The following is a 24915-nucleotide window of genomic DNA, read 5'->3' on the forward strand; positions in this document are numbered from 1 at the left end:
ACACTATTTTAAAAGAGCATAAAAAAACATCTATAAGAAATCTTATAGATGTTTTTTATGGAGGCGCCACCCGGATTTGAACCGGGGAATAAAGGTTTTGCAGACCTCTGCCTTACCACTTGGCTATAGCGCCATATATGGAGCGGGTACCGGGAATCGAACCCGGGTATCCAGCTTGGAAGGCTGGTGTTCTACCATTGAACTACACCCGCATTTGGAGCGGAAGACGAGACTCGAACTCGCAACTTTCACCTTGGCAAGGTGACACTCTACCATTGAGTCACTCCCGCAATAATGGTGGCTCGAGCAGGAATCGAACCAGCGACACGAGGATTTTCAGTCCTCTGCTCTACCGACTGAGCTATCGAGCCAAATGTCTTGAGCTCTTCAAGACATTTATTATTATATTAACTTAAAATTAATTTGTCAACTTATTTTTTATTTTTTTCTTCTTTTTCTTTCTCTTCTGCTTTTTTCATTTCTTCTGAAACTTCATCAGCAATAGATTTTTCTTTTTCTTCTAATAATTTTCCTATATCTTCTTTTGTAAACTTATATGCTTTATTACAGAAGTGGCATTTTAATTCCTCTTCTTTACCTTCATCATATAATTCTTTTAAATCTTTGTATCCTATGCTTAATAATGCTCTCTCTACTTTTTCTCTTGAGCAATCACATTTATATTTTGGAGTTTCTTCTTCTAATATCTTTAAATCCATTCCATCAAAAATGAATTCTATAACTTCTTCTATTGTTTTTCCTTCTGATAGCATTGTAGTTAATGAAGGAATCTCATCTAGTCTATATGTTAGTAAGTCACCTAAAAGTTCATCCGCTCCTGGTAATAATTGAATTATAAATCCACCAGCTTTTTTTATTGAATGATCTCTATCTACTAATACTCCTAGGGCAACTGCTGAAGGTATTTGCTCTGAAGCTGTAAAATAATATGCTAAATCCTCAGCTATTTCTCCACTATATATAGGAACTTGTCCTACATATGGATCTTTTAATCCTAAATCTTTAATTACTGTTAATCCACCATTTTTACCAATAGCTTCACCAACATTTAATTTACCATTTTCTGTGTTTAAAGGTAAATCAACATGTGGATTTCCTATGTATCCTTTAACACTACAATCTGAGTAAGCAGTTACAGTAACCCCTTTAGCCATTCCTCCACCATTTATTTGTAAAGTTACAACTTCTTTATCTGATTTTAACATTGCTCCCATCATAGTACCTGCTGTTAACATTCTTCCTAAGGCAGCAGCAGCTGTAGGTGTACAATCATGTATTTTTGAAGCCTCATCAACTAACTCTGTAGTTTCTGTTGCAAATATTCTTATCATGCCATCTTTAGCTATGGCTCTTATTAATTTATCACTCATAATTTAATCCCTCCGTTATTTTTTTACTATATAAACTATTCTCTCAGTATCTGGTGTTACTTCATCATCTGTATAACCATTATGCTTTTCTACTATTTTAAAACCTATTACATCAAGAATATATTCTATTTCACTTTCCTTATAAGCTCTTTCTTCATGAACTTCTGTGAATCTTTCATACTTTTCTCCATCTTTCACAAAGAAATTTAAATTCATCTCTACTATTTCATCCTCAAAAATATTTTCCCAAGCATAAAATAATTCTTCACTATCATATGTGTAGACATTGTTGCCTAATACTTCTGATATTTTATAGTATGAATTTATATCAAATATAAATAAACCATCCTCTTTTAAATGATTATATACCCCTCTTAAATAATTTTCTACACTTTCATCATCTAAAATATAATTTGTTGAATCTAAAACACATGTTATTAAATCAAACTTTCTATTTAACCCTAACTCACACATATCTTGGCAAACTATCTTACCTCTAACTCTATGTTCTCTAAGCTTTTTATCTGCTTCTATAAGCATATCCTGTGAAAGATCAACAAAATAATTTTCTTTGAAGGATTTTCCTACATGAACACCAACATTTCCTGTTCCACAAGCTAAATCTAAATACATTTCTTTATTAATATTATACTTATCACATTTTGATAAGGCGTATTCTGCTATGTTCTCATAGTTTACATCTTCATATATAAGTTCATCATACACTTTTGCCATCATCTTATAACTCTTCATAATAATTTAAATCCCCCATATATTATTCTACCTAAAAATTATATACTTTTTTTACTTTTCGTCAACGTGAGTTTTTTTCCTACCTAATATTTCATCATTACTAGGTAATTTAAGTTCTTTTTTTCTCTTAGTCATTAACCCACCAATTCTTCCTGTTTCCTCAGCAGTTAATCCTCCCCATCCAAATTTATCAACCTTATCACTTAATCCTAATTCACCAGCTATTTCATATTTCATCTTTTCTCTTAATTTTTCTGCTGGTGTTAATTCCTTATTAGATTTTATTTTTCCTTTTATAATTTTTTTTAATGGTGTCTTGCTCATATTCTTCCCCTACCTTAAATTTATTTTTAAAACTATTATTCCCCCTATAAGCTTAAATATTCATATTTAGTCAAATATGAAAGTTAACTTACTCAAATCCTTCAAATTAATCATAAAATATACTTGATAAAGTGTTTATCATTGAACTATATTTAATATATAGAAATAGAATATATTAAGATTATATTTAGGAGGGATATTGTGTACAATGTAGCAATAGTTGGGGCAACAGGAAATGTTGGAAGAAAATTCCTTGAAATCCTAGAAGAAAGAAATTTCCCCGTTAAAGAATTATATTTATTCGCATCAAAAAGATCAGCAGGAAAAACTTTAAAATTTAAAGGTGAAGATGTATTAGTTGAAGAATTATGCGAAGCTAATATTGAAAACAAGAAAATAGATTTTGCATTATTCTCAGCAGGCGGAAGTGTAAGCTTAGAATTTGCTCCTATTTTCGCAAAACATGGAGCAGTGGTTATAGATAACAGTAGTGCTTGGAGAATGGATAAAGAAGTTCCTTTAGTAGTGCCAGAAGTAAATCCAGAGGATGTAAAATGGCATAAAGGTATTATTGCTAATCCAAACTGTTCTACAATTCAAGCTATGGTAGCTTTAAAGCCACTATATGATAAATATGGTATAAAAAGAATAGTTTACTCAACTTACCAAGCAGTTTCAGGAGCTGGAATTCAAGGTATATTAGATTTACAAGAAGGAACTACAAAGAAATTCCCATATCCTATATTAGGTAATGTAATTCCTCATATAGATGTATTCTTAGATAATGGATACACAAAAGAAGAAATTAAAATGATTGAAGAAACAAAGAAAATACTTCATGATGATAATTTAAGAATAACTGCTACTACAGTTAGGGTACCAGTTTTAAATGCTCATAGTGAAAGTATAAATGTAGAGCTTAATTCTGAATTTGAACTTGAAAATGTTATAGATTTATTTAATAGTTCTAAAGGAATAATAGTTCATGATGATGTAGAAAACTTAAAATACCCTACTCCACTTGAACTTAGTGGAAAAGATGAGGTCTTTGTTGGAAGAATAAGACGTGATTTCAGCTTAGATAATGGTCTTAACCTTTGGGTTGTGGCTGATAATATAAGAAAAGGGGCAGCTCTTAATGCAATTCAAATTGCTGAAATACTTATAAACGAAAAATAATTTATTTTTTTGGAGGTAATACGTATGTTTAAAGGGTCTTGTGTAGCTTTAATAACACCATTTACTGAAGATGGCGTTAATTATGAAGAGCTAAGAAAATTATTAGAATGGCACATTAAAAATCATACTGACGCTATTTTAGTTTGTGGAACTACAGGAGAAGGTTCTACTATGACTTTAGAAGAAAAGAAAGAAGTTATAAAATTCTCTGTGGAAGTTGTAAATAAAAGAGTTCCTGTAATAGCTGGAACTGGAACAAATAATACTAAGGCTTCAATAGAATTAAGTAAATATGCTGAAGAAGTTGGCGCTGATATGGTATTAATAATAACTCCATATTATAATAAAACTTCTCAAAAAGGATTATATGCTCATTTCAATGCTATAAATGATGCAATAAATATTCCTATTATGCTTTATAATGTTCCATCAAGAACTGGAATGAATATAACTCCATTAATGCTTGATAAACTTGCAGATTTAAATAATGTAGTTGCTATAAAAGAAGCTAGCGGAGATCTTTCACAGGTAGCTAAAATGGCTGAATTATGTGGTGATAGAATTGCTATCTATTCAGGTAATGATGATCAAATAGTTCCAATTTTATCCCTAGGTGGAGCTGGTGTGGTTTCAGTTTTAGCAAATATTCTTCCTGAAGAAACTCACAATATATGTGAAAAATATTTCTTAGGAGAAGTTATTGAATCACGTAACCTTCAACTTAAATATCTTTCATTAGCAAATTCTTTATTTATAGAAACAAATCCAATCCCAGTTAAAACAGCTATGAATTTAATGAATTTTAACTGTGGACCATTAAGATTACCATTATGTGAAATGGAAGATTCTAATTTAGTAATATTAGAAGAAAACTTAAAAGCTAATGGTTTAATAAAATAATCTATTATATAATAAGCATAATCGCCTTTAGGTGGTTATGCTTATTTAAAACTAATATCGGAGGTACCAATTATGGTTAAAGTTATATTAAATGGTTGTTCAGGAAAAATGGGTAGCGTAATTTCAAACTTAGCTGAAACAAAATTTCCTAATGTTGAAATAGTTGCTGGTATAGATAATAACACTAAGGCTCAAAGACCTTACCCAATCTTTGCAAAACCAGAAGATTGCAATGTTTCCTATGATGTATTATTAGATTTTTCAAGAGCTGATGCTTTAAAAAGCTTAGTAGAATTTTCAAAGAAAACTAAAAAACCACTTATACTATGTTCAACAGGATACACTGCTGAAGACTTAAAATTTATAGAAGAATCTTCAAAAGAAATCCCTCTATTTAGATCTGCTAACATGAGCATAGGTATTAATTTAGTAAATAATTTATTAAAGAAAGTAGCTCCAGTTCTTTATGAGAACTTTGATATAGAACTTGTAGAGAGACATCACAATCAAAAAGTTGATGCTCCAAGTGGAACTGCCCTTTTATTAGCTCATACTATTCAAGATTCTCTTAAGGAAGAAACAAAATTACTTTACGGAAGAGAAGGAATTGCTAAAAGAGAAAAAAATGAAATCTGTGTAAATACAGTAAGAGGTGGCGGAATAATAGGAGACCACGAAGTTATTTTTGCTGGTGATGGTGAAGTTATAGAAATAAATCACAAAGCTATTTCAAGAGATGTTTTCGCTATAGGTGCTTTAAAAGCATGTGAATACATGGCTGATAAAACTAAAGCTGGAAAATACTCAATGGATGATGTTTTACAACTAAACTTCTAATAAAACCTTTATAAAATGCTGAAACACTTTTTGTTTAAAGTATCATTAATTTCTATGTACGAATTTAAAGATCTGAAAGAAGATTTTAAAAGATTATATACTCTTTTAGAACCTTTCAATTTAAATTATTCATAAGAAATAAAAATATTTAAAACAAAGTAAAACAATAAAACTTATAAATATATTTTGAGAATTATTTTCTTCTCTTAATACTATTTATAAGTTTTATTTTTAATTTTATATAACTTATTTTATTTTTACCTTTTTAAATTATCTTTTATTTAAGACATAGTTTACTTTTTTAAAGTTTTTACAAAAGCCTCTAATTTATCTAAAGCTCTTTCAAGTTCATCTTTGCTATAACAGTAAGATATTCTAATATATCCTTCTCCACCTTTTCCAAAGGCATCTCCTGGTACACAGGCAACTTTGCCTTCTTCAAGTAATCTATGACAAAATTCTTCTGATGTTAATCCAAACTTACTTATATTAGGATAAATATAAAAAGCTCCTTTAGGTTTTTCCACTTCTAAGCCCATACTTTTTAATCTTTTATAAGTAAAATTCATTCTTTCTTTAAAAGATTCCTTCATATTTTCAACATCATTCATACAAGATTTTAATCCTTCTAAGGCTCCCCATTGAGAAATAGATGTTGCACATGAAGAATTATATTGATGAACCTTTATAATTTGATCATATATTTCCTTAGAACATGCTACATATCCAATTCTAAGACCTGTCATTGAAAACATCTTAGAGAATCCACTTACATATATTATTTTTTCTTTTATATCTTTGCATTGAGCTACAGAATAATACTCCTCTTCAAAACAAAGAGATGAATAAATTTCATCAGTTAATACCAATATATCATTTTCTTTTATAATCTCTATTAACTCATCTCTACTTTTTTTACTAAGTAATGCCCCTGTAGGATTACATGGATAAGAAAGAACTAAAAGTTTTCCCCCTTGTTTTATTCCTTCTTTTAAACTTTCTATGTTAACTGAAAAATCTTCATTTAAATCGTAATTTATAACTTCACATCCTATTATTTTGCTTATGCTTTCATAAGCTGGATATGCAATTGATGGAACTAAAACCTTCTCTCCAGAATTTAAAAGGGCTGTCATAGCTGCATATAAACCTTCACTTCCACCTACAGTTATAATTATTTCATCCTTACTAAAATCAATGTCAAAATTATTTTTTAATAAGCTTGATATTTCTTCTCTTAATTCAACTATACCAGCATTAGCTGTATATGTTGTCTTTCCTTCTTCAATAGCCCTTATCATAGCTTCTTTAACCTTTTCTGGAACAGGAAAATCTGGCTGTCCTAGAGTTAATGATATAGCCTCTGGGAATTTTACTACTTCATTATAGAATTTTCTTATTCCTGATATTTCTACCCCAATAACATTTTTATTCATTAAAATTCTATCCCCTCTCTAGCTGGAACTCCTTTTTTATAATAATGTTTAATTTCTCTCATCTCTGTTATTAAATCAGCTTTTTCCATTATTTTTTCTGGTACATTTCTACCTGTAAGAATTAATTCCATATCTTTAGGTTTCTTTTCAATTAATTCTACAATTTCATCTTCTCCTATGAATCCTCCAGAAATTGAAGCCATTACCTCATCTAAAATTAATATATCACATCCTCTATTTTCAACTAGTCCTTTTACAAAATCAAAGCCTACTCTAACTTCTGATTTTAACTGAGCTAACTCTTCCTCATTTAATTCCCAGGTAAATCCTTTAACCTTTTCAAATCTTAATATCTCTAAGTTATCAAATCTTTTAGCAGATTCTAACTCACCTGTTTTCCATGATTTAAGGAATTGAACCACCTTTACTTCCATTCCATCACCTGCAGCTCTAAAAGCTAATCCCATTGCTGCTGTAGTTTTTCCTTTTCCATTTCCAGTATATACTTGAACATATCCTTCTTTAAGTCTTGCCATATTTTATCACTCCTTTAAATTATATTTTATAATATATTTGATTTTTTAAACAATCTATTTATTAAATAATATAAATTTTACGTTTTTCTCTTTTATTGATAATCATTTTTGTTTATAATAATTTATATTGTATGTTATATTTTAATAAATATATAGACAAAATGCATTATAAATAGAAAGGATGTAATTTAATATGAGTTATAACTTTACAGATCCATATGAAATTGCTAGATTCATAAAGGAAGTAAAAAAATCAACTCCTGTTAAAGTTTATCTTAAAGGTAACTTAGAAGGTGTAGAATTAGGTTCAATAGAATGTTATGGAAATAATGATTTCTATGTATTATTTGGAGAAAGTGATGAAGTTGCTACTTTCTTAACAGAAAATAAAGATAAAATAGTAAGCTTTAGACTTGAAAATGATAGAAGAAACTCAGCTATTCCAATGTTAGACCTTTTAAACATAAACGCTAGAATCGAACCTGGCGCAATAATAAGAGACAGAGTATCAATCGGAGATAATGCTGTTATAATGATGGGTGCTGTCATAAACATAGGAGCTGAAATAGGCGAAAGTACAATGGTAGATATGAACGCTGTAATAGGTGCTAGAGGAAAACTTGGAAAAAGAGTTCACTTAGGTGCTGGAGCTGTTGTTGCTGGAGTTTTAGAACCACCTAGCAAAACTCCATGTATAATAGAAGACGATGTTTTAATAGGAGCTAATGCTGTTATCCTTGAAGGTGTTAAAATTGGAAAAGGCTCAGTTGTAGCTGCTGGCTCAGTTGTAGTTGAAGATGTACCAGCTGGCGTAGTTGTAGCTGGAACTCCTGCTAAAATTATTAAATCTGTTGATGAAAAGACTAAAGATAAAACAGAAATATTAGATGATTTAAGAAAATAATAAAAAATAGCCATGAGGATTTATTCCCATGGCCTTTTTATTAAAACTTTTAAGAAATTTCTTCACCTGATTCATTTTGTTCTGATTCAACAGATACTTTTTCCATTTTAGAAATTGAAACCTCATATGCTATTTTCTTAACAACTTCAGTTTCAGATATTTTCTTTTGATATTCTCTACTTTGAAGTCTTCCCCAAATTCTTATATTATCCCCTACTTCTAATGTTTTACAGAATCTTGAGTTTCTTCCCCATGCTATAGTTGGGATATAATCTGATTTATTATAAGATCTATTTACAGCTAATAATAAGTCAGCAATTTCTCTTCCAAATGGAGTTGTTCTATAAACTGGCTCCTTACAAATAAATCCATCTAAGAAAATCTCATTAGGATTTTTACTTCTTTCTTCACAGTATTCTATATTTCTTGCAAAAACTGTTAAGATAAGCTTATTATTTCCATCTATAAATTTGTTGTAACTTCTTAATTGTCCTTCAACTACTATTTCAGTTCCAATTTTTAAATCCATAGTGGTTATTAATCTTTCTGATACAGTAATATTTAATAAGTCCTTTGAATCACTTAATCTCATAACCTCTAAGTTAAATGTATAGAAACCCTCTCCATACATCTCGTGACTGAACTCTAATTCTGAAACTACAGTTCCTTCTAAATAAATTTTGTTGTTTAACATTAAATTATCCATTTTAACCTAAACCCCTCTCCCCATTAGTATTTAATCATATAAGTTTAATATGTTTTTTATATTTATCTGTATATCCAATAACTATTTCCATTATAATACATTTTGTTCAACGATTTCAACTATTATTTTGTTTCGTTTTAATTAACAATTGTTTTCCATTGTCATCTATTTCGTAACTATTTTCATATATTATGTCGCTTATTTTAACAAATTCATATCCTTCTGATTTTAATTTTGGAATTATTTCCTTAAGATTCTCTACAGTATATTTACCATTATTATGATATAAAAGTATTGACCCACCTTTTACATTGTCAATTACCTTTTTATATTCCCTCTCTTTACTCTCTCCTTTCCAATCCACACTATCAACATCCCATTGTATACTTTTATATTGTAATCCATGAATAACACTTAAACTTTCTTGGCTATATGAACCACTAGGAAATCTAAATAAATTAGTCTTTACTCCAACTTCCTTTTCTATTATTTCTTCTGTTTTTTTAACCTCTTCAATTATTCTCTCTTTTCCTATATTCTTAAAATCAGGATGTACATAACTATGATTTCCTATTTCGTGTCCTCTCTTATGAATTTCTACTAACTTTTCTCTATTACCTTCAGGATATATTACCCACTTACCCATTATAAAAAATGTAGCTTTTACATTATTTTCATCTAGTAAATCTAAAATTTCATATAAATAATCATTTTCTGCCCAATTCACATCAAAGGTCAGAGAAATTTTTTTATCCTCTCTATCCACACAATGAATTGGCTTATTATCTTTTGCAAAAACATTAATAGGCAATGTAAATATGGCAATAATAACAACTAAAGTAATGGTAGTAATAAAGTTTTTACAAATAAAAAAATTATTATTTTTTTTCAAAGTATTCACTCCTTAATATTTAATATTAATCAAATAACTTTATTATCTTAAAACATATATGGTATAATAGGATTATTATTTCAAAACAGTTATGGAGGAAAACATAAATGTATGATAGCACATTAGAATTAGCTGAGAATAAATTACTTCTTTTATATATAATAAAGTCAATAAAATATCCTATATCTAACACACAATTAACAGATATAGTTTTAGAAAATAGTTTTATAAATTATTTTATGTTACAACAATATGTATCTGAATTAATTTCTTCTGAGTTCTTAGAATATAAAACTCAAGATGATGATAAAGAAATCATAGTACTTACGGAAAAGGGAGATAAGGTACTATTCTTCTTTAAAGATAGAATATCTCCAAACAAATTAAAACTTATAGATGAATATGTACGCAAGCATGTTGAAAAAATAAAAAAAGAATTAAGTATATCTGCTGATTATACTGTTGGAGAAGACAGTTCTTTCATAGTAAATCTTAAAGCAATAGAAAATAATACTATTCTAATTGATTTAAATGTAAGCGTTCCTTCCAAAACTGAAGCAAAAGCTATTTGCAACAAATGGGAAAACAATTCTTCCGATATATATAACAAAATAATTCATGCTCTTATAGAAGATTAATAATCCTGCTATTATTATTAGCAAAAATCGTTATAAAATTTATATAATTTAGGGGGAAAACATAATTGTTTAAAAAACATAATTTTCACTTTAATTGGCTCCCACTAATATTGATATCAACAGTTTCAATCATGTTAATTTTTAATATTAGGAGCATTTTAAGTGAAGGTATTAGACCATTTTTATCAGTTTTAACACCATTTTTTTGGGCTTTTGGTATAGCTTATTTAATAAATCCTCTCATGATGCTTATAGAAAAGAAGTTTAAACTTAAGAGAGCTTTTTCCTTAATGATAAGCTATATTTTAGTTATAATATGTGTTTACATATTAATTGCAATTATTGTTCCTACAATATTTGATAGTTTGTCAGAATTATTTAGTAATCTTAGTGAATATGCATCCTCTGCTGAAAGTTGGATTAATAACACCTTAGCAAGTATGAATGTTCCTTTAGATTTAAATCATTTAAATACTTCTGCTACGGAATTTATTTCTAAGACATCAACCTTACTATCTAATATAGTAGGTAGCTTGTTAACTCAAACTATAAAAATAACTTCATCTGTTGTTAAATTTGTATTTGGATTTATTATTTCCATATACATGTTAATGGATAAGGAAACTTTAATTGAAGGGTGTAAAAAAATTATAATTGCAGTTATGCCATCTGAAAAATCTTCAGAACTTTTTATTAGTTTCATGGCAGAAGCTCACAATATCTTTAGTAGATTTATAATAGGTAAAATTATAGACTCACTTATAATAGGAGTGCTTTGTTACATAGGTTTATTATTAATGGGTACTCAGTATGCGGTGCTTATTTCTTTCATAGTTGGATTAACAAATATGATTCCATATTTCGGTCCATTTATAGGAATGATTCCTGCATTTTTATTAACACTTATTGTTCAACCATCTATGGCAATATGGGTTCTTTTATTCATATTCATCCTTCAACAATTTGATGGTTGGTACTTAGGTCCAAAAATATTAGGAGATCAAGTAGGTGTTTCTCCACTATTTATAATATTCGCTGTTACAGTTGGTGGTGGAATATTTGGTGTTTTAGGAATGTTCTTAAGTGTTCCTATAATAGCCTTAATAAAAATATATACAGAAAAATTCATTGAATACAGATTAGAAAATAAAAAACAAAACTTTAGTGAATAATATAAAGGGGATATTTTATAATATCCTCTTTATTTTTTTATATTTATTATTTAACTAATTGTTAATAATTATTTAAATATGATGTTCTAAAATAAATATTATGTTATTATTAAATAATTAAGTTTTAGCTACTCATTAAAACGTTTAAACAAATCATAAAAAGGAGTACTTATGGATAAAAAGAAACACTTTAATTTTAGTAAAAAACAAAAAATAACTATATTTTCTTTATTAGCTATCCTTATATTAATCGCATCTGTAGTAGGCTTTTTTGTTTTTAGATTTTACAACCACTCCTACGAAGGAAATACGGATCCTGCTAAAGTTAATACTGTAGATGAAGATATTAAGTTTAAAGAGGTTCCAGGAATAACAAATATTCTTTTGCTTAGTAGCGATGCTAGACCTGGAGAAGATGTATCTAGATCGGATTCTATAATGATCTTAACAATAGATAATATCAATAAAAAGTTAAAAGTAACTTCTTTAATGAGAGATATGTTAGTAAAAATAGATGGTCACGGAGAAGAAAAGTTAAATCATGCCTTTGCTTATGGTGGTCCTACTAAAACAATTGAAACTATTCAAAATAATTTCGGAATAAAATTAAATAATTATGTAATCGTAGATTTTAATGCTTTTGTTAAGGTTATAGATGCTATAAACGGAATTGAAGTAACAGTTAAAGATTATGAACTTGATGAACTTAATAAATATATTTTAGATGGTGGCGGTTCTGAAGAAGATTTACTTCCTTCACCTGGAACTTATAATCTTAATGGTTATCAAGCCTTATCTTATGCTAGAATTAGAAAAGTTGGTAATGGTGAATATGAAAGAACTGAAAGACAGAGAGCTGTTCTTCAAATCGCTTTAGAAAAAGTTAAAGATATGTCAACAGTTAAACTTGTTTCCCTGCTTAATGAATTATTCCCATATGTAAAAACTAATATTTCCTTAGGAAATGCTATGGATTATGGATTTACAGCTTTAAATGTAGGTAAAAAGTGTAACTTTGAAATAGAACAATTTAGAGTTCCTCTAGATAGTATTTCAAAAGGTGGAATCATTAATAATAAGGGTTGGGTCTTTGTTATTGATAAGGTAGAAACATCAAAGGCTCTTCAAGAGTTCATATTTAATGACAATAAAAATTATGAGCCTGATACTAGTAATTTTGACTCTATAATAGAACAATACTTTAATGACTATGATATTAAAGATGATACTACTCACCCAGATTATGAATATGTACCTAGTATAAATACTAATGGAAATTTTGAAAAACCTAAAAATAATTCTGGCAATAGTAGTAATAATAATTCTAATAATAAAGTAGAAAAACCTTCTAACCAAGGAAATAGTGTAAATTCTTCTAATAAACCAAGTAATGGAAGCACTTCTACTGGTAATAATTCTACAGAAAAACCTAATACTTCAGAAAAACCAAGTATTCCTCAAGAAACTCCAACAGAAAAACCGTCTGAAAATAATGGTTCTAGTGGAAATGGAGAATCCTCTAACACGCAATCTAATAATGGAAATACTTCTTCTAAAAATAGTAATAATCAAAATAATACTGAAGGAAATTAATAAAGAGCTATATAGAACTAATAACTTAGATTCTATATAGCTTCTTCTTTGTTATTATAAATATAATATTACAGAGAAAAAGTGACTTATGCTTCCTCCCATTACAAATAAATGCCAGATAGCATGATTGTATGGCATTCTATCTAAAACAAAAAATATACATCCTAAGGTATAAAACAATCCACCTATAAGAAGCCAAAAGACGGCCATATGAGGTACTCTTTGCCATACATCCTTAACTACAAAGATAACTGACCACCCCATAAAAATATATAATAGGGTTGATAGATTCTCAAACTTATTTATACAGATAAATTTAAATACTATTCCTAATATGGTCATTACCCAAATCATAATAAATATTGCCATAGCTTTTTTATTATCTCTTAAACATACTAATACATAGGGTGTATAAGTTCCTGCTATTAAAAGATAAATAGATGAATGGTCAATTATCCTTAAAAACCTCTTTACTTTTTTATTAGGAATACTATGATATAATGTTGATCCTAAATAAAGTAAAAATAAAGTTATTCCAAATATAGTGAAACTTATTATCTTATAAAAATCTCTACTTAAAGATGAGAAAACTATAAGTAAAACAGCTCCCACTATGGCTAATACCACTCCAATTCCGTGGGTTATGGCATTAGCAAATTCCTCTTCTCTAGTATAAAAATTTAATTCTTCACTCACAATTACCGTCCCCCTTCCTTTCTCATGTTATTATATGCATATTTTAAATTTATATTTGTAATTATACTATTTATGATTTATGATTAAACATGTTTAGAAAAATTATTTGAAAGGTGGTTTTTAATATGAATCATTCAGCTGAATATTTTATAAAATCATTAAATATGACAGCACATCCTGAAGGTGGATATTTTAAAGAATCCTTTATTTCACCTAGCAAACTTGCTCCAAATACTTTACATATAAATGAAGAGCGTTTACTTTGGACTAGCATATATTTCTTATTAAGAACTGGAGAAGTTTCAAATTTTCATAGATTAAAATCTGATGAAATGTGGTATTTCCACGCTGGAGAATCCTTAACAATTTATATGATAAGCCCTGATGGTGAACTTATAGAAAAACAACTAGGATTAAACATAGAAAAAGGAGAAACTCCTCAAGTTTTAGTTCCTAAGGATTATATATTTGGTTCTGCTATGAATAATGAAGGCTTCTCCCTAGTTGGTTGTATGGTAGCACCTGGCTTTGATTTTAAAGACTTTGAACTATTTGAAAGAGAAGATTTGCTTGAAAAATATCCAAACTATAGAGAAGTAATAGAAAAATTAACTAGATAAAAAACTTTTATAAAAATAAAAAACTTACAAATTTACTTAAAGAGTTACCCTATTTCTTTAAGAATTATTTGTAAGTTTTTTATTAGCTTTTAATTTGATGTATTTTATTAATTAAATTTCACAATATGTTTTTTTTGATATTTCATCATAGTACTGAGCTTGTTTTTCTTTGCTAAATATTACTTCTAACACATCTCCAGCCTGAATTTTAACCTCTCCATTTGGTATAATTTCCTCTGCTCCTCTAAAAATAGTTATTATTAAACTACCCTCAGGCCATTTAACATCTTTTATAAGTTTTCCATCTAATTCAGAACCAATCTTTACTTCAAAATCAAAAATTTCTTTTTTCTTTACGCCAGTATTAAACTTAATATTCATTCTTTCTAATAATTTCTCTAATAAACTTTCATAAATAGGCTTATTATTAAGCATATCAGAAACTAAATATGCCACAGTAACTGTTATAGCCACTGGTAATAAGTGTTTAAAAGTTCCTGTCATCTCAGTTATAAGCATTAATCCAGTAATAGGAGCCTTAACTATTGATGCAAATTGTGCTGCCATAGCTAGCACTATAAAGTTGACTATTAAGGAATCACTTATTCCTAAATATTTATTTAAAAGTAATCCAAATATTGCTCCTACTAAAGCACCTATGGCTAACAAAGGAAAGAATATTCCTCCTGGCACTCCTGAGGAATAACTAAAGAATGTAAATATAAATTTTATTACTAAAATTACTATTAAAAGTTTTATTGCAATATTATTTCCTATTACACTTTCAATTAAAGAGTCTCCCCCATCAATTGCTTCTGGAATTGTTAAGGCTAAAATTCCAACCATAACAAAAGGTATTATTGTTTTAAATTGAATAGGAATTTTTTTCAAAGTCTTTACATAAAAATCCTGTGTTTTTAAAAGTCCTTTATTAAAAATCCATCCTGTTACTCCTAATATGGCTCCTAATATTAATAATGTCCAATAATATTGTATTGGCAATGAATTTATAGGTGGTATTTTTATGCAAAAATCATTTCCTAAAATAAGATTATCCACAAAAACTCCTGTAAGAGAAGCTGAAAGTGCAGCCAACATAACTGGCAGTGAAAAACTTCTATGTACTTCTTCAAGAGCAAATATAGCTCCTGATAAAGGGGCATTAAATATTACAGCAAGACCTGAACTTGCTCCCCCTGTTATTAATAATCTCTTTTCAAAGTCACTTCTTTTAAATATTTTAGCAAAGCCTTCTCCTATTGAAGCTCCAATTTGAACTGAGGGCCCCTCTTTACCTAATGAAAGACCAGATGCCATACATATTATTCCGCCAATAAACTTATCTTTAAATACTCTTAGCCAGTTTACACTTATTTTTCCACTTAACTCCCCTTCTACCTGTGGAATACCACTTCCACCTATCATAGGATTCTTTTTAACTATAATTCCAACTATAAACCCTAAAAATATAAGAACTAAAAATAAAGGAATTATAAGCTTTGGATTTTCTCTTGTATATGAATATACCTTGTTAAAGCCTTCCATTCCAAATCCTATTATGATCTTATAAATCATTATTACAATTCCAACAATTATGCCCACTAATATTCCTTGTACTATTATTTTAAACTCTAAATTATTTAATCCACTTATCTCTTTATCCTTATCCATATTAATCACATCCATAATATTTTATGAATAAATTATATACCTTTTGTTAACAATAGTTCAAATTTTAAATTCCTCATTTATCCAGTTAAATACAATTTATCTACTTAAGTCTAATACTTTATACTTCTTAAGGATGTATTCTCATTATTTCTTATGGCCTTTCTCATATCTCCAACCATGTATAAAGAACCACAAATTAATAATAAATCATCCTCATTAGTAAGAGAATATGCCTTATTATAGGCCTCTTTATAATCCTTAAATTTAAAAACTTCTTTTACATATTTTTTAACTTTAATATATAAATCTTCAATATCCTCTGCCCTATCACTATGAGGTTCAACTATAACTACCTTATCTACTCCTCTAGTTATTTCTTCTACCATTTCATCTACTTGTTTATCACCTAGAACCCCTAATATTAATGTTATATTTTTAAAATTAAAATATTTATCTATACTATTTCTCAAATTTCTTATTCCATCAATATTGTGAGCTCCATCTATAACAACTAAGGGATTTTCATTTAATACTTCCATTCTTCCAATCCATCTTACTTTTTTAAACCCTTCCTTAATAGCTTCATTACTTATGTTTACTCCATTATTTCTTAATTTAATTAAGGTTTTTAATGCCACTAAGAAATTCTTTACTTGATGATCTCCAAGTAAACCTAAATCTATTTTTAAAATTTCATCTTCTAGTGAAACTTCTATTTTCTGAATATGTTTTTCTTTATCTATAATTATATTTCTTATGTCTTCAGTATTAACAACCTCTAAATTACAACCTAATTCATTACATCTCTCTTTTATTACTTCTAAAGCCTTTTCTTCTTGTGGATAAGATATTACAGGTACACCACTCTTTATTATTCCACACTTTTCCTTTGCAATTTCCTCTATGGTATTTCCTAAAATATTCATATGATCTAGGCTTATTGAGGTAAGTACAACTACCTCAGGAAGGACCACATTAGTTGCATCTAATCTTCCCCCTAAACCAACTTCTAAAACAGCATAATCAACTTTCTTTTTAGAAAAATAATAAAACATTAAAGCAGTTATTATTTCAAACTGAGTTGGACTTTCATAGCCAAGCTCCATAACTTTATCTATAGCCTTTTTAACATCTCCCATAAGAACTGCTAAATCATCTTTATCTATATTCTCCCCATTAATCTGTATTCTCTCTTCAAATTCTTCTAAATAAGGAGAGGTATACATTCCAACCTTAAAGCCAGCTTCCTTTAAAACTGAACTTATCATAGCAGTAGTTGATCCCTTTCCATTTGTTCCCCCAATATGTATAAACTTAGTATCCTTATGAGGATTCCCTAAAAACTCCAAAACCTTTTCTATTCTATCTAATCCTAAATTCATTCCAAACCTTGATGCAGTAACAATATACTCCATAGCTTCATCATAATTCATCATTCCTATAGCCCTCCTTAAAATATATAAAGAAAGTGTATCACAAAGTGCTTAAATAATAAAACTTATAAATAGTATGAAGAGAATATCTGTGTAAGCTTTAGAATTTAAGCAATCATGGAGAGAACTTTGCGTTAAGAAGATTGAATGTCCGACGCGGAGCTAGTTTTCAATCTTTAGGAAAGTTCTCGGAATGACTGCTATAAATTCTTAGCGAAACACAGTAATTCTCGGAATATATTTATAAGTTTATTTAGCACTTTAGATACACTAAAGTTTTCTTGTTATATTATTGTAAAGCTTCTATTCTTTCTAGAACAGCCTCTAACATTTCTTTGTATTTAACACCTTTTGCTCTTTCTTCATTAACAACAGCCTCTGGTGCTTTGCTTACGAATCTTTCATTAGAAAGTTTCTTCTCAACTCTTAAGATTTCTCCTTCAAGTTTAGTTTTCTCTTTATTTAATCTTTCTAACTCTTTTTCTCTATCAACTAAGTCAAGTAATGGTAAGAATAATTCTCCACCCTTAACAACTACTGATACTAAGTTATTATCTAAGTTATCCTTATTATCTAAGAAAGTAACTTCTGATGCAGATGCAAGCTTTTCTAAGTAAGCTCCACCATTTATAAATGCATCTTTAGCCTCTTCTGAAGCGTAAGCCATAACCTTAGCTTTTCTTGAAGGTGGTACATTCATTTCAGCTCTTAAGTTTCTTAATGATCTTATAGCTTCCATTATGAATGTCATGTCCTTCTCAGCTTTTTCGTTATTTAAAGCTTCATCATATGTTGGCCAAGTAGCTATTGTAATTGACTCAGTTTCTGTGCTTAAGTGAGTATATATTTCCTCAGTTATGAAAGGCATTACTGGGTGTAATAATTTTAATCCTGTATTTAATACAGTGTAAAGTACGTTAAATACTACTCCCTTAGCTTTTTCATCATCACCATATAATACTGGTTTAACTAATTCTATATAGTAATCACAGAACTCTGTCCATAAGAAATCATGTACTTTTTGAAGAGCTATTCCTAACTCATATTTTTCCATGTTTTCTGTAACTTCTTTGATTAATGAGTTCATTCTTGATAATATCCACTTATCTGCTAAGCTATACTCTTTGCAGTCTTTATATTTATCCATAAGCTCTCTATCTAAGTTCATCATAACGAATCTTGAAGCATTCCAAATCTTATTAGCAAAGTTTCTTGCAGCTTCAACTCTTTCAGGAATGTATCTTATATCATTTCCTGGAGCATTTCCTGTTACTAACATGAATCTTAATGCATCAGCACCATATTCATCTATAACTTCTAATGGATCAACACCATTTCCTAAAGATTTACTCATTTTTCTTCCTTGAGCATCTCTTATGATACCGTGAATTAATACTGTATCAAATGGAGTTTCTCCCATGTTGTGGATACCTGAGAATATCATTCTAGCAACCCAGAAGAATATTATATCGTATCCTGTAACTAATGTTGATGTTGGATAGAAGAACTCTAAATCGTCAGTTCTATCAGGCCATCCTAAAGTTGAGAAAGGCCATAAAGCTGAACTAAACCAAGTATCTAGAACGTCTTTATCTTGTTCTATGTTCTCTGATCCACACTTACAGCACTTAGTTGGATCCTCTAATTCAACCATGATTTCTCCACAATCTTTACAGTAGAATACTGGTATTCTGTGTCCCCACCATAATTGTCTTGAAATACACCAATCTTGAATGTTTTCCATCCAGTTGAAGTAAGTCTTTTCAAATCTTTCAGGAACGAATTTAGTTCCTTTGTTTCTAACAACCTCTATAGCAGGATCTGCTAATGATTGCATTTTTACATACCATTGTTTTGATATGATTGGCTCTACAACTGTACCACATCTATCGTGAGTACCAACATTGTGAGTATGAGGTTTTATTTTAACTAATAATCCTAACTCTTCTAAGTCAGCAACCATTTGTTTTCTAGCCTCATATCTATCTAAGCCTTTATATTTTCCACCTAAGTGGTTTATTACACCGCTATCATCCATAACTCTTATTTGTGGTAAGTTATGTCTCTTACCAACTTCAAAGTCATTAGGATCATGAGCTGGAGTTATTTTAACTGCTCCTGTTCCAAATTCTACGTCAACATAGTCATCAGCGATTACAGGTATTTCTCTATCAGTTAAAGGTAACTTTAACATTTTACCTACTAAGTGAGCATATCTTTCATCACTTGGGTTAACTGCTACGGCACTATCTCCAAGTAAAGTTTCAGGTCTAGTTGTAGCTATTTCTAAGAATTCCTCTGAACCAACTACTTGGTATTTAATATGCCAGAAGTTTCCTTCTTTTTCTTCATACTCTATCTCAGCATCTGATAAAGCAGTTTGACATTTAGGACACCAGTTAGTTATTCTGTTTCCTTGGTATATTAAGCCTTCTTTATATAATTTAACGAATACATGTCTTACTGCCTTACTTAAGTTTTCATCCATTGTGAAAGCTTCTCTTGTAAAGTCAGCTGAGCATCCCATTTTCTTAAGTTGCTCTCTTATTCTTTCTCTATATTCATCTGTCCATTCCCAAACTTTTTCTAAGAAAGCTTCTCTTCCCATTTCTTTCTTATAAAGACCTTCTTTTAAAAGTTCATTTTCAACTTTAACCTCAGTTGCTATACTAGCATGGTCTTGTCCTGGTAACCATAAAGTGCAATATCCTTGCATTCTCTTAAATCTTATAAGCATATCTTGAAGTGTGTTATCAAGTGCATGACCTAAGTGTAATTTACCAGTTATATTTGGTGGTGGCATTATTATAGTGTAAGGTTTTTTACTCTTATCTATTACAGGAGTAAAATACTTCTTTTCTTGCCAATTGCTATAAAGTCTTTCTTCAAACTCTTTAGGATTATACGTTGTAGAAATATTCTTATTATCCATTAGACTAACCTCCTTAAAACTTAAACACAATTTTATGTATTTATATAAAACATTCCAAAAACTATCTTGAAATGCCTTTTAACAATTATTTTTTATTTATGGTGTATTTTAAATGAATATTTATTTAGCTAGCCCTTTATATTTGTATTAGGGTTCTCTCTAAAAACAAAGACTGATTTAAAACATTCTTTATTTAAAAGTAATTTTAGGCAATAAAAAAAGCCCTCATCCATAAAAGGACGAAAACTCGCGGTACCACCTTTTTTCCCTCACAAAAGGGCTCTCTAAAATTAACGACTGAAATTGCCGTCTTTGATTACTTTAATAATTTCACCAAAGAAACTCAAAAGCTACCTTCAAGATATCAAACTTAGAAATCTTACACCCAAGGATTTCCTCTCTTAAAGTTCTTCCTATCTTTACTCCTCTTTATCACTGTTTGTATCATCATTTAAATTATAGATATATCTTATACCATTATTTTAACCTATGTCAAGTAACTCTAATCAAATATGATATAAATTTATAATATTTTTTAGTCTTTAAATATGATTCTATAATTTATGAATTAATCAAATTATAGAATATTCTCAACCTATGAATATAATCCCAAAATAAGTTAATAATTAAAATAGATATTATTTAGGAGGTCAAAAATGAGTAACTTTTCTAAAGGTAATGAATTATACAATACTAGAAATTATTCTGATGCTATAAATTACTATAAAAAGGCTTTAGATAACGATGAGTGTAAATGCCACAGTTACTATAATGCTGGCGTTTGCTACATAAAACTAAAGCAATATGAAAAAGCTATTGAAATGATAACTAAAGCTTTAGAGCTATACCAAGACTCAAAATATTTTTTCAACTTAGCCTATTGTTATTCAATGATAAATAATAATTCTAAGGCTTTGAGATATTTTAACTTAGCTTGGGCATTAGATAATGCAGATATTGATTGTGAAAAAGCTATAAGTTTAATTTTATCAAAAATCTCAAAATAAATCATAATAAATATAGCCTACTTAACTCTCAATACCTATTCTAATTTATAATTAAAATTACATAAGCAAAATTTCATTAAAAGAAATATAGAAAAATCTAATTCTCCCTAAAACCAAAATAAAACTTACAAATAGTATTAGAAGAAATTTTATTTTCTCCAAAATATATTTGTAAGTTTTATTGTATTTCATATGAATTATTATATTACCATTCTCCAACTATTTTTCCATCTCTGTGTGATTCACTATTTTTCTTACTATCAAAATAGTTTCCAGCTTTACCAAAGGTAGGATCAACAGTTATCCATTGATTTTTTTCTGGTAAATAAACCTCATTCCAAGAATGTGGTCCCCATTCCTTTCCATTGAATCCTTCTCCAGTTACAATTCTAACTTTAAGCCCCGCTTCTCTTGCCATAGCAACATAAAGACAGGAATAATCAAAGCATATTCCTTTTCTAGTTTCAAAGGCTTCAATAGCTCCAGACTTATACTCAGAAGTTTTCTCACTTATATTTTCAGCTTTATTATCATCATAATTAATATTTTCACTTATCCAAGTATATATTCTTTTAGCTTTTTCTCTACTACTTTTTGCATTTTTAGTAAGTTCCTTAGCTTTTTTATTAATAGCTTCATTTGATTTTATACCTTGTTCTAAAGTTACACCATTATAAAGATTTATAACATTTCTATTACTTTCAACCACTTTTTCACTATTTGTCTCTTTATTGCTTTCAACTGCAGAATCTATGTTTTTACTAATAACATCTTTATATTCATCATGAAAAGCTTCATATTCTTTATTTAAAGCAGCATAGTACTTATTACTATTTATAACCTCATAAGCCTTTGAAGCTAAAGTCATTCCTTCCATTTTCTCTCCTAAGAAACCATTGCTTCCTAGAATAACTATGACTAAAGCAATTACTGCCATATAAAAAAGAGACTTTGGTATATTTATTATTAAAGCCGCAACTTTACCAAATCCCTTTCCCCTTCTAGACTCTGCTTTCTTTAACCATCTAAGTATTGGATTTATAATAATAAAACTAAATATTTTAAGTATAACTTTTACTATAAAATAAATTACAAGGGTAAGAGCTAATACTATGAATATTATTATAACCTGTGGTGAAATATTAAAGTTAGATATAATGTTATTGAATTCAACAACTACAATTGAAAACATCCTCTCTATTATATCTATCTTTTTTATAGCTATAAAACTTAAGTATAAAGCAAGAAAAAAGGATATATATCCTCCTAATTCCTCTATACTATTCTTTATTCTAATAATATTAAACTTTCTTTTGTAAGCAACTACTAATGGTAGTATAAAAGAACAAACTATAATTATATCTACTAAGTTAAAATTCATTTTATCTACTCCATATATTCATTATTTGTTAATCTTCTAACTATGCTATTACAGCAGTCATAATCATATCCTTTAGATAAAAGAAATCTAAATAATTTTTGAGATAATTTATATTTATCACTTTCTTTTTTCTTTAGTATATTATATTTCTTTTCTGCTAACTTAAAAGCAGTATCATTTTCATCCTCAGTATCAATATTAGATAATTTATCTAAAAGTATATCTTCACTAACTCCCTTTCTTATAAGAGCATATTTTATTTTATTTCTTCCCTGACTTCTAAGCCTATCCTTTATATACATCTCTGCATATTTTTCATCATTTAAAAGATTATACTCCTTTAAAAATTCTATGGCTCTTTTAATTGTATCCTCTTCAAAACCTTTTTCAGTAAGTTTATCTCTTAATTCCTTTTCTGTTTTATAGGTTTTCTCAACTGTTCTTAGTGCAGAATTTTTACATTTTATAAATTCATCTTCTTTTACAATTTCCTTGATTGCCTCAACATCTATTACAGAATCCTTTTGTATTCCTTGTTTATATATAAGTTCAGCGTCACAAGCAAAGGTAAAGGCTTCATCCACATAAACATTTACTCTATTTACATTTCTCTTTTGAACTTCTATACTTGTTATTTTTCCCATTTTATCTACTCCATTGGTTTTAATATGTGTATAGTAGGCTTATTCAAATATTTATTACAAACCCTATAGATATCTTCTCCAGTTAAAGTTTCTAGTTCTTCCATGCTATTTATAAACTCAGTTATATCTTTTCCAGCTAAGCTTTGAACTAATACATAACTGCATAAACTGCTACAATCTTCTAAAGTAGAAACTACTCCTGTCTTATGAGTCTTTTTCATCATACAAAGCATATCTTCATCAAAGTTTATATCTTTATTTTTTATGTCTAATATAGCTTTGTCTATTACTTCTATTACCTCATCTATGGATTCTTCTCTAACTGAGGTAAAAATATTCATTGTATTTACATTTTCGTCTAAATCCATTTGACTATATACATCATAAGCTAATCCACGTTCTTCTCTAAGCTCTCTAAATAATATTGAGTTTGAACTTTCAGCTAGTTTATAACTTAATATCTTTAATGGAAGTTTATCTTTTTCACAAACCTCTTTAAATGCATAAAGATAAGTAACAGTTCCTTGCTCTATTTGAGATTTGTAAGTTGTTTTTACTATGTCTTTATTTTCTTCTTTTATTATTTTAGCCTTTTTATGAGATTTTCCTTCCCACTTTCCAAATAAGTCTGTTATTATTTTTTGCATTTGTTCATGACTAAAGGCACTTACAGTTACAATAACACAATTATCAGGAGTATAATATTTTTTATAAAAATCATAAACCTGCTTTCTTTTAAAGCCCTTAACATGTTCTTCAGTTCCTGCAATAGAATTTCTAAGTGCTGATTTATCAAAGGCATATTCATGAGTTCTGCTAATACTTAAATCTTCAATATCATCCTTATCACTTTTTATCTCTGATAAAACAACGCCCTTTTCCTTTTTCATCTCTTTTTCATCAAAGGAAGAATTTAAAACCATATCACTTAAAAGTTCTATTCCCTTTTCAAATTCTTCATCTAGACAAGTAATGCTATATACTGTTGAAATATAATCTGTATATGCATTATAATCTCCACCTAAAAATTCTAATTCTCTATTTAATTGTTCATTACTTCTATTCTTTGTTCCTTTAAAAAGCATGTGCTCTACAAAATGGCTCATGCCTAATTCTTTTTCGTCTTCATATAAAGATCCTATATTAACACCAATATTTATAGATGCTAACCTTGTATCTTTTTTTATTGTTATAACTTTTAGCCCATTGGGTAAAATTATGGTATTTTCATCAAATGTCCATCTTTTCATTAAAAACTCCCCTAAAATTA

General features: G+C 28.7%; 23 protein-coding genes, 4 tRNA genes and 1 other annotated feature. Of the genes, 9 read left to right on the top strand and 18 right to left on the bottom strand.

Going from position 1 to position 24915, the window contains the following annotated elements; all coding sequences use genetic code 11:
- Positions 1–58: 58 nt before the first annotated feature.
- The 7 genes from CPF_RS10475 to CPF_RS10505 all read right to left on the bottom strand — a co-directional run bounded on the left by CPF_RS10475 (position 59) and on the right by CPF_RS10505 (position 2468).
- Positions 59–133, bottom strand: a tRNA-Cys gene (locus CPF_RS10475).
- 5 nt (positions 134–138) lie between these two features.
- Positions 139–212, bottom strand: a tRNA-Gly gene (locus tag CPF_RS10480).
- 3 nt (positions 213–215) lie between these two features.
- Positions 216–290, bottom strand: a tRNA-Gly gene (locus tag CPF_RS10485).
- Positions 291–295: 5 nt separating this feature from the next.
- Positions 296–371 (bottom strand) — tRNA-Phe (locus CPF_RS10490).
- Positions 372–431: 60 nt separating this feature from the next.
- The gene (gene hslO / locus CPF_RS10495) at positions 432–1391 is read right to left on the bottom strand and encodes an Hsp33 family molecular chaperone HslO (protein WP_003454848.1); all 960 of its coding nucleotides are present in this window, start codon (positions 1389–1391) and stop codon (positions 432–434) included.
- Between the two features lie 15 nt (positions 1392–1406).
- The gene (locus CPF_RS10500) at positions 1407–2144 is read right to left on the bottom strand and encodes a class I SAM-dependent DNA methyltransferase (RefSeq protein ID WP_011590989.1); all 738 of its coding nucleotides are present in this window, start codon (positions 2142–2144) and stop codon (positions 1407–1409) included.
- Between the two features lie 51 nt (positions 2145–2195).
- Complete coding sequence (locus CPF_RS10505) at positions 2196–2468, bottom strand: alpha/beta-type small acid-soluble spore protein (protein WP_011590990.1); 273 nt, start codon at positions 2466–2468, stop codon at positions 2196–2198.
- Positions 2469–2669: 201 nt separating this feature from the next.
- Between CPF_RS10505 and CPF_RS10510 the strand changes: the two genes are divergently transcribed.
- The 3 genes from CPF_RS10510 (at position 2670) to dapB (ending at position 5384) form a co-directional block, all read left to right on the top strand.
- Positions 2670–3647 carry an aspartate-semialdehyde dehydrogenase gene (locus CPF_RS10510; protein ID WP_003468781.1) on the top strand — a complete coding sequence of 326 codons (978 nt, stop codon included), beginning with the start codon at positions 2670–2672 and terminating at the stop codon, positions 3645–3647.
- Between the two features lie 24 nt (positions 3648–3671).
- Complete coding sequence (gene dapA, locus CPF_RS10515) at positions 3672–4547, top strand: 4-hydroxy-tetrahydrodipicolinate synthase (RefSeq protein ID WP_011590991.1); 876 nt, start codon at positions 3672–3674, stop codon at positions 4545–4547.
- Between the two features lie 72 nt (positions 4548–4619).
- Positions 4620–5384, top strand: coding sequence for a 4-hydroxy-tetrahydrodipicolinate reductase (dapB, locus tag CPF_RS10520; protein WP_003455184.1), 765 nt, complete (start codon positions 4620–4622; stop codon positions 5382–5384).
- A 293-nt stretch (positions 5385–5677) separates the two neighbouring features.
- On the opposite strand, the gene CPF_RS10525 is transcribed toward dapB, so the two are convergent.
- On the bottom strand, positions 5678–6820 hold the full coding sequence (locus CPF_RS10525; RefSeq protein ID WP_011590992.1) for a pyridoxal phosphate-dependent aminotransferase: 1143 nt from the start codon (positions 6818–6820) through the stop codon (positions 5678–5680).
- Positions 6820–7356: a cob(I)yrinic acid a,c-diamide adenosyltransferase gene (locus CPF_RS10530; protein WP_003451437.1), complete on the bottom strand. Its 537-nt coding sequence runs from the start codon at positions 7354–7356 to the stop codon at positions 6820–6822. Before CPF_RS10530 ends, CPF_RS10525 begins: the two co-directional genes overlap by 1 nt.
- Positions 7357–7549: 193 nt before the next feature.
- On the opposite strand from CPF_RS10530, the gene dapD reads away from it, so the two are divergent.
- Complete coding sequence (dapD, locus tag CPF_RS10535; RefSeq protein WP_003454957.1) at positions 7550–8260, top strand: 2,3,4,5-tetrahydropyridine-2,6-dicarboxylate N-acetyltransferase; 711 nt, start codon at positions 7550–7552, stop codon at positions 8258–8260.
- A gap of 49 nt (positions 8261–8309) precedes the next feature.
- Here dapD and CPF_RS10540 read toward each other — a convergent pair whose 3' ends face one another.
- Both CPF_RS10540 and pdaB read right to left on the bottom strand, forming a co-directional pair.
- Entirely contained in the window at positions 8310–8966 is a 657-nt protein-coding gene (locus tag CPF_RS10540) for a single-stranded DNA-binding protein (RefSeq protein WP_003454917.1), read from the bottom strand.
- Positions 8967–9081: 115 nt separating this feature from the next.
- A complete protein-coding gene (gene pdaB / locus CPF_RS10545; RefSeq protein WP_003455022.1) occupies positions 9082–9858 on the bottom strand; it encodes a polysaccharide deacetylase family sporulation protein PdaB in 777 nt (258 codons plus the stop codon).
- Positions 9859–9965: 107 nt separating this feature from the next.
- Between pdaB and CPF_RS10550 the strand changes: the two genes are divergently transcribed.
- The 3 genes from CPF_RS10550 to CPF_RS10560 all read left to right on the top strand — a co-directional run bounded on the left by CPF_RS10550 (position 9966) and on the right by CPF_RS10560 (position 13261).
- Complete coding sequence (locus CPF_RS10550; protein ID WP_003451559.1) at positions 9966–10496, top strand: DUF4364 family protein; 531 nt, start codon at positions 9966–9968, stop codon at positions 10494–10496.
- Positions 10497–10561: 65 nt separating this feature from the next.
- A complete protein-coding gene (locus tag CPF_RS10555; RefSeq protein WP_003454728.1) occupies positions 10562–11668 on the top strand; it encodes an AI-2E family transporter in 1107 nt (368 codons plus the stop codon).
- Positions 11669–11839: 171 nt separating this feature from the next.
- Entirely contained in the window at positions 11840–13261 is a 1422-nt protein-coding gene (locus tag CPF_RS10560) for an LCP family protein (RefSeq protein ID WP_011590993.1), read from the top strand.
- 54 nt (positions 13262–13315) lie between these two features.
- On the opposite strand, the gene CPF_RS10565 is transcribed toward CPF_RS10560, so the two are convergent.
- On the bottom strand, positions 13316–13957 hold the full coding sequence (locus CPF_RS10565; RefSeq protein WP_003454985.1) for a PAQR family membrane homeostasis protein TrhA: 642 nt from the start codon (positions 13955–13957) through the stop codon (positions 13316–13318).
- A gap of 125 nt (positions 13958–14082) precedes the next feature.
- Between CPF_RS10565 and CPF_RS10570 the strand changes: the two genes are divergently transcribed.
- A complete protein-coding gene (locus CPF_RS10570; RefSeq protein ID WP_011590994.1) occupies positions 14083–14577 on the top strand; it encodes a cupin domain-containing protein in 495 nt (164 codons plus the stop codon).
- A 111-nt stretch (positions 14578–14688) separates the two neighbouring features.
- Here CPF_RS10570 and CPF_RS10575 read toward each other — a convergent pair whose 3' ends face one another.
- The 3 genes from CPF_RS10575 to CPF_RS10585 form a co-directional block, all read right to left on the bottom strand.
- A complete protein-coding gene (locus CPF_RS10575; RefSeq protein WP_011590995.1) occupies positions 14689–16248 on the bottom strand; it encodes a ClC family H(+)/Cl(-) exchange transporter in 1560 nt (519 codons plus the stop codon).
- Between the two features lie 110 nt (positions 16249–16358).
- On the bottom strand, positions 16359–17681 hold the full coding sequence (locus CPF_RS10580; RefSeq protein ID WP_041702759.1) for a bifunctional folylpolyglutamate synthase/dihydrofolate synthase: 1323 nt from the start codon (positions 17679–17681) through the stop codon (positions 16359–16361).
- A 289-nt stretch (positions 17682–17970) separates the two neighbouring features.
- Entirely contained in the window at positions 17971–20613 is a 2643-nt protein-coding gene (locus CPF_RS10585; protein ID WP_011590997.1) for a valine--tRNA ligase, read from the bottom strand.
- Between the two features lie 232 nt (positions 20614–20845).
- Positions 20846–21058: a binding site (T-box leader), on the bottom strand.
- Between the two features lie 211 nt (positions 21059–21269).
- Between CPF_RS10585 and CPF_RS10590 the strand changes: the two genes are divergently transcribed.
- Positions 21270–21620 (top strand): tetratricopeptide repeat protein, encoded by a 351-nt coding sequence (locus tag CPF_RS10590; RefSeq protein ID WP_003455034.1) that lies wholly within the window; start codon positions 21270–21272, stop codon positions 21618–21620.
- A 205-nt stretch (positions 21621–21825) separates the two neighbouring features.
- Here CPF_RS10590 and CPF_RS10595 read toward each other — a convergent pair whose 3' ends face one another.
- The 3 genes from CPF_RS10595 to CPF_RS10605 are packed head-to-tail and all read right to left on the bottom strand — an operon-like array spanning position 21826 to position 24895.
- On the bottom strand, positions 21826–23001 hold the full coding sequence (locus CPF_RS10595; protein WP_011590998.1) for a transglutaminase-like domain-containing protein: 1176 nt from the start codon (positions 22999–23001) through the stop codon (positions 21826–21828).
- 5 nt (positions 23002–23006) lie between these two features.
- Positions 23007–23645: a recombination regulator RecX gene (gene recX / locus CPF_RS10600; protein ID WP_011590999.1), complete on the bottom strand. Its 639-nt coding sequence runs from the start codon at positions 23643–23645 to the stop codon at positions 23007–23009.
- Between the two features lie 5 nt (positions 23646–23650).
- A complete protein-coding gene (locus CPF_RS10605; RefSeq protein WP_003451379.1) occupies positions 23651–24895 on the bottom strand; it encodes a M16 family metallopeptidase in 1245 nt (414 codons plus the stop codon).
- Positions 24896–24915 lie beyond the last annotated feature (20 nt).

The sequence above is a fragment of the Clostridium perfringens ATCC 13124 genome (assembly GCF_000013285.1).
GTDB classification, from domain to species: domain Bacteria; phylum Bacillota; class Clostridia; order Clostridiales; family Clostridiaceae; genus Sarcina; species Sarcina perfringens.

Bases quoted from the DNA above. Each gene is read 5' to 3' on its own strand.
- dapA (WP_011590991.1), top strand. From the start codon at position 3,672: ATGTTTAAAGGGTCTTGTGTAGCTTTAATAACACCATTTACTGAAGAT.
- dapD (WP_003454957.1), top strand. From the start codon at position 7,550: ATGAGTTATAACTTTACAGATCCATATGAAATTGCTAGATTCATAAAG.
- CPF_RS10605 (WP_003451379.1), bottom strand. From the start codon at position 24,895: ATGAAAAGATGGACATTTGATGAAAATACCATAATTTTACCCAATGGG.
- CPF_RS10585 (WP_011590997.1), bottom strand. From the start codon at position 20,613: ATGGATAATAAGAATATTTCTACAACGTATAATCCTAAAGAGTTTGAA.
- dapB (WP_003455184.1), top strand. From the start codon at position 4,620: ATGGTTAAAGTTATATTAAATGGTTGTTCAGGAAAAATGGGTAGCGTA.
- CPF_RS10595 (WP_011590998.1), bottom strand. From the start codon at position 23,001: ATGAATTTTAACTTAGTAGATATAATTATAGTTTGTTCTTTTATACTA.
- CPF_RS10505 (WP_011590990.1), bottom strand. From the start codon at position 2,468: ATGAGCAAGACACCATTAAAAAAAATTATAAAAGGAAAAATAAAATCT.
- CPF_RS10500 (WP_011590989.1), bottom strand. From the start codon at position 2,144: ATGAAGAGTTATAAGATGATGGCAAAAGTGTATGATGAACTTATATAT.
- CPF_RS10590 (WP_003455034.1), top strand. From the start codon at position 21,270: ATGAGTAACTTTTCTAAAGGTAATGAATTATACAATACTAGAAATTAT.
- CPF_RS10525 (WP_011590992.1), bottom strand. From the start codon at position 6,820: ATGAATAAAAATGTTATTGGGGTAGAAATATCAGGAATAAGAAAATTC.
- CPF_RS10530 (WP_003451437.1), bottom strand. From the start codon at position 7,356: ATGGCAAGACTTAAAGAAGGATATGTTCAAGTATATACTGGAAATGGA.
- CPF_RS10550 (WP_003451559.1), top strand. From the start codon at position 9,966: ATGTATGATAGCACATTAGAATTAGCTGAGAATAAATTACTTCTTTTA.
- CPF_RS10575 (WP_011590995.1), bottom strand. From the start codon at position 16,248: ATGGATAAGGATAAAGAGATAAGTGGATTAAATAATTTAGAGTTTAAA.
- hslO (WP_003454848.1), bottom strand. From the start codon at position 1,391: ATGAGTGATAAATTAATAAGAGCCATAGCTAAAGATGGCATGATAAGA.
- CPF_RS10580 (WP_041702759.1), bottom strand. From the start codon at position 17,681: ATGAATTATGATGAAGCTATGGAGTATATTGTTACTGCATCAAGGTTT.
- CPF_RS10570 (WP_011590994.1), top strand. From the start codon at position 14,083: ATGAATCATTCAGCTGAATATTTTATAAAATCATTAAATATGACAGCA.
- recX (WP_011590999.1), bottom strand. From the start codon at position 23,645: ATGGGAAAAATAACAAGTATAGAAGTTCAAAAGAGAAATGTAAATAGA.
- CPF_RS10560 (WP_011590993.1), top strand. From the start codon at position 11,840: ATGGATAAAAAGAAACACTTTAATTTTAGTAAAAAACAAAAAATAACT.
- CPF_RS10540 (WP_003454917.1), bottom strand. From the start codon at position 8,966: ATGGATAATTTAATGTTAAACAACAAAATTTATTTAGAAGGAACTGTA.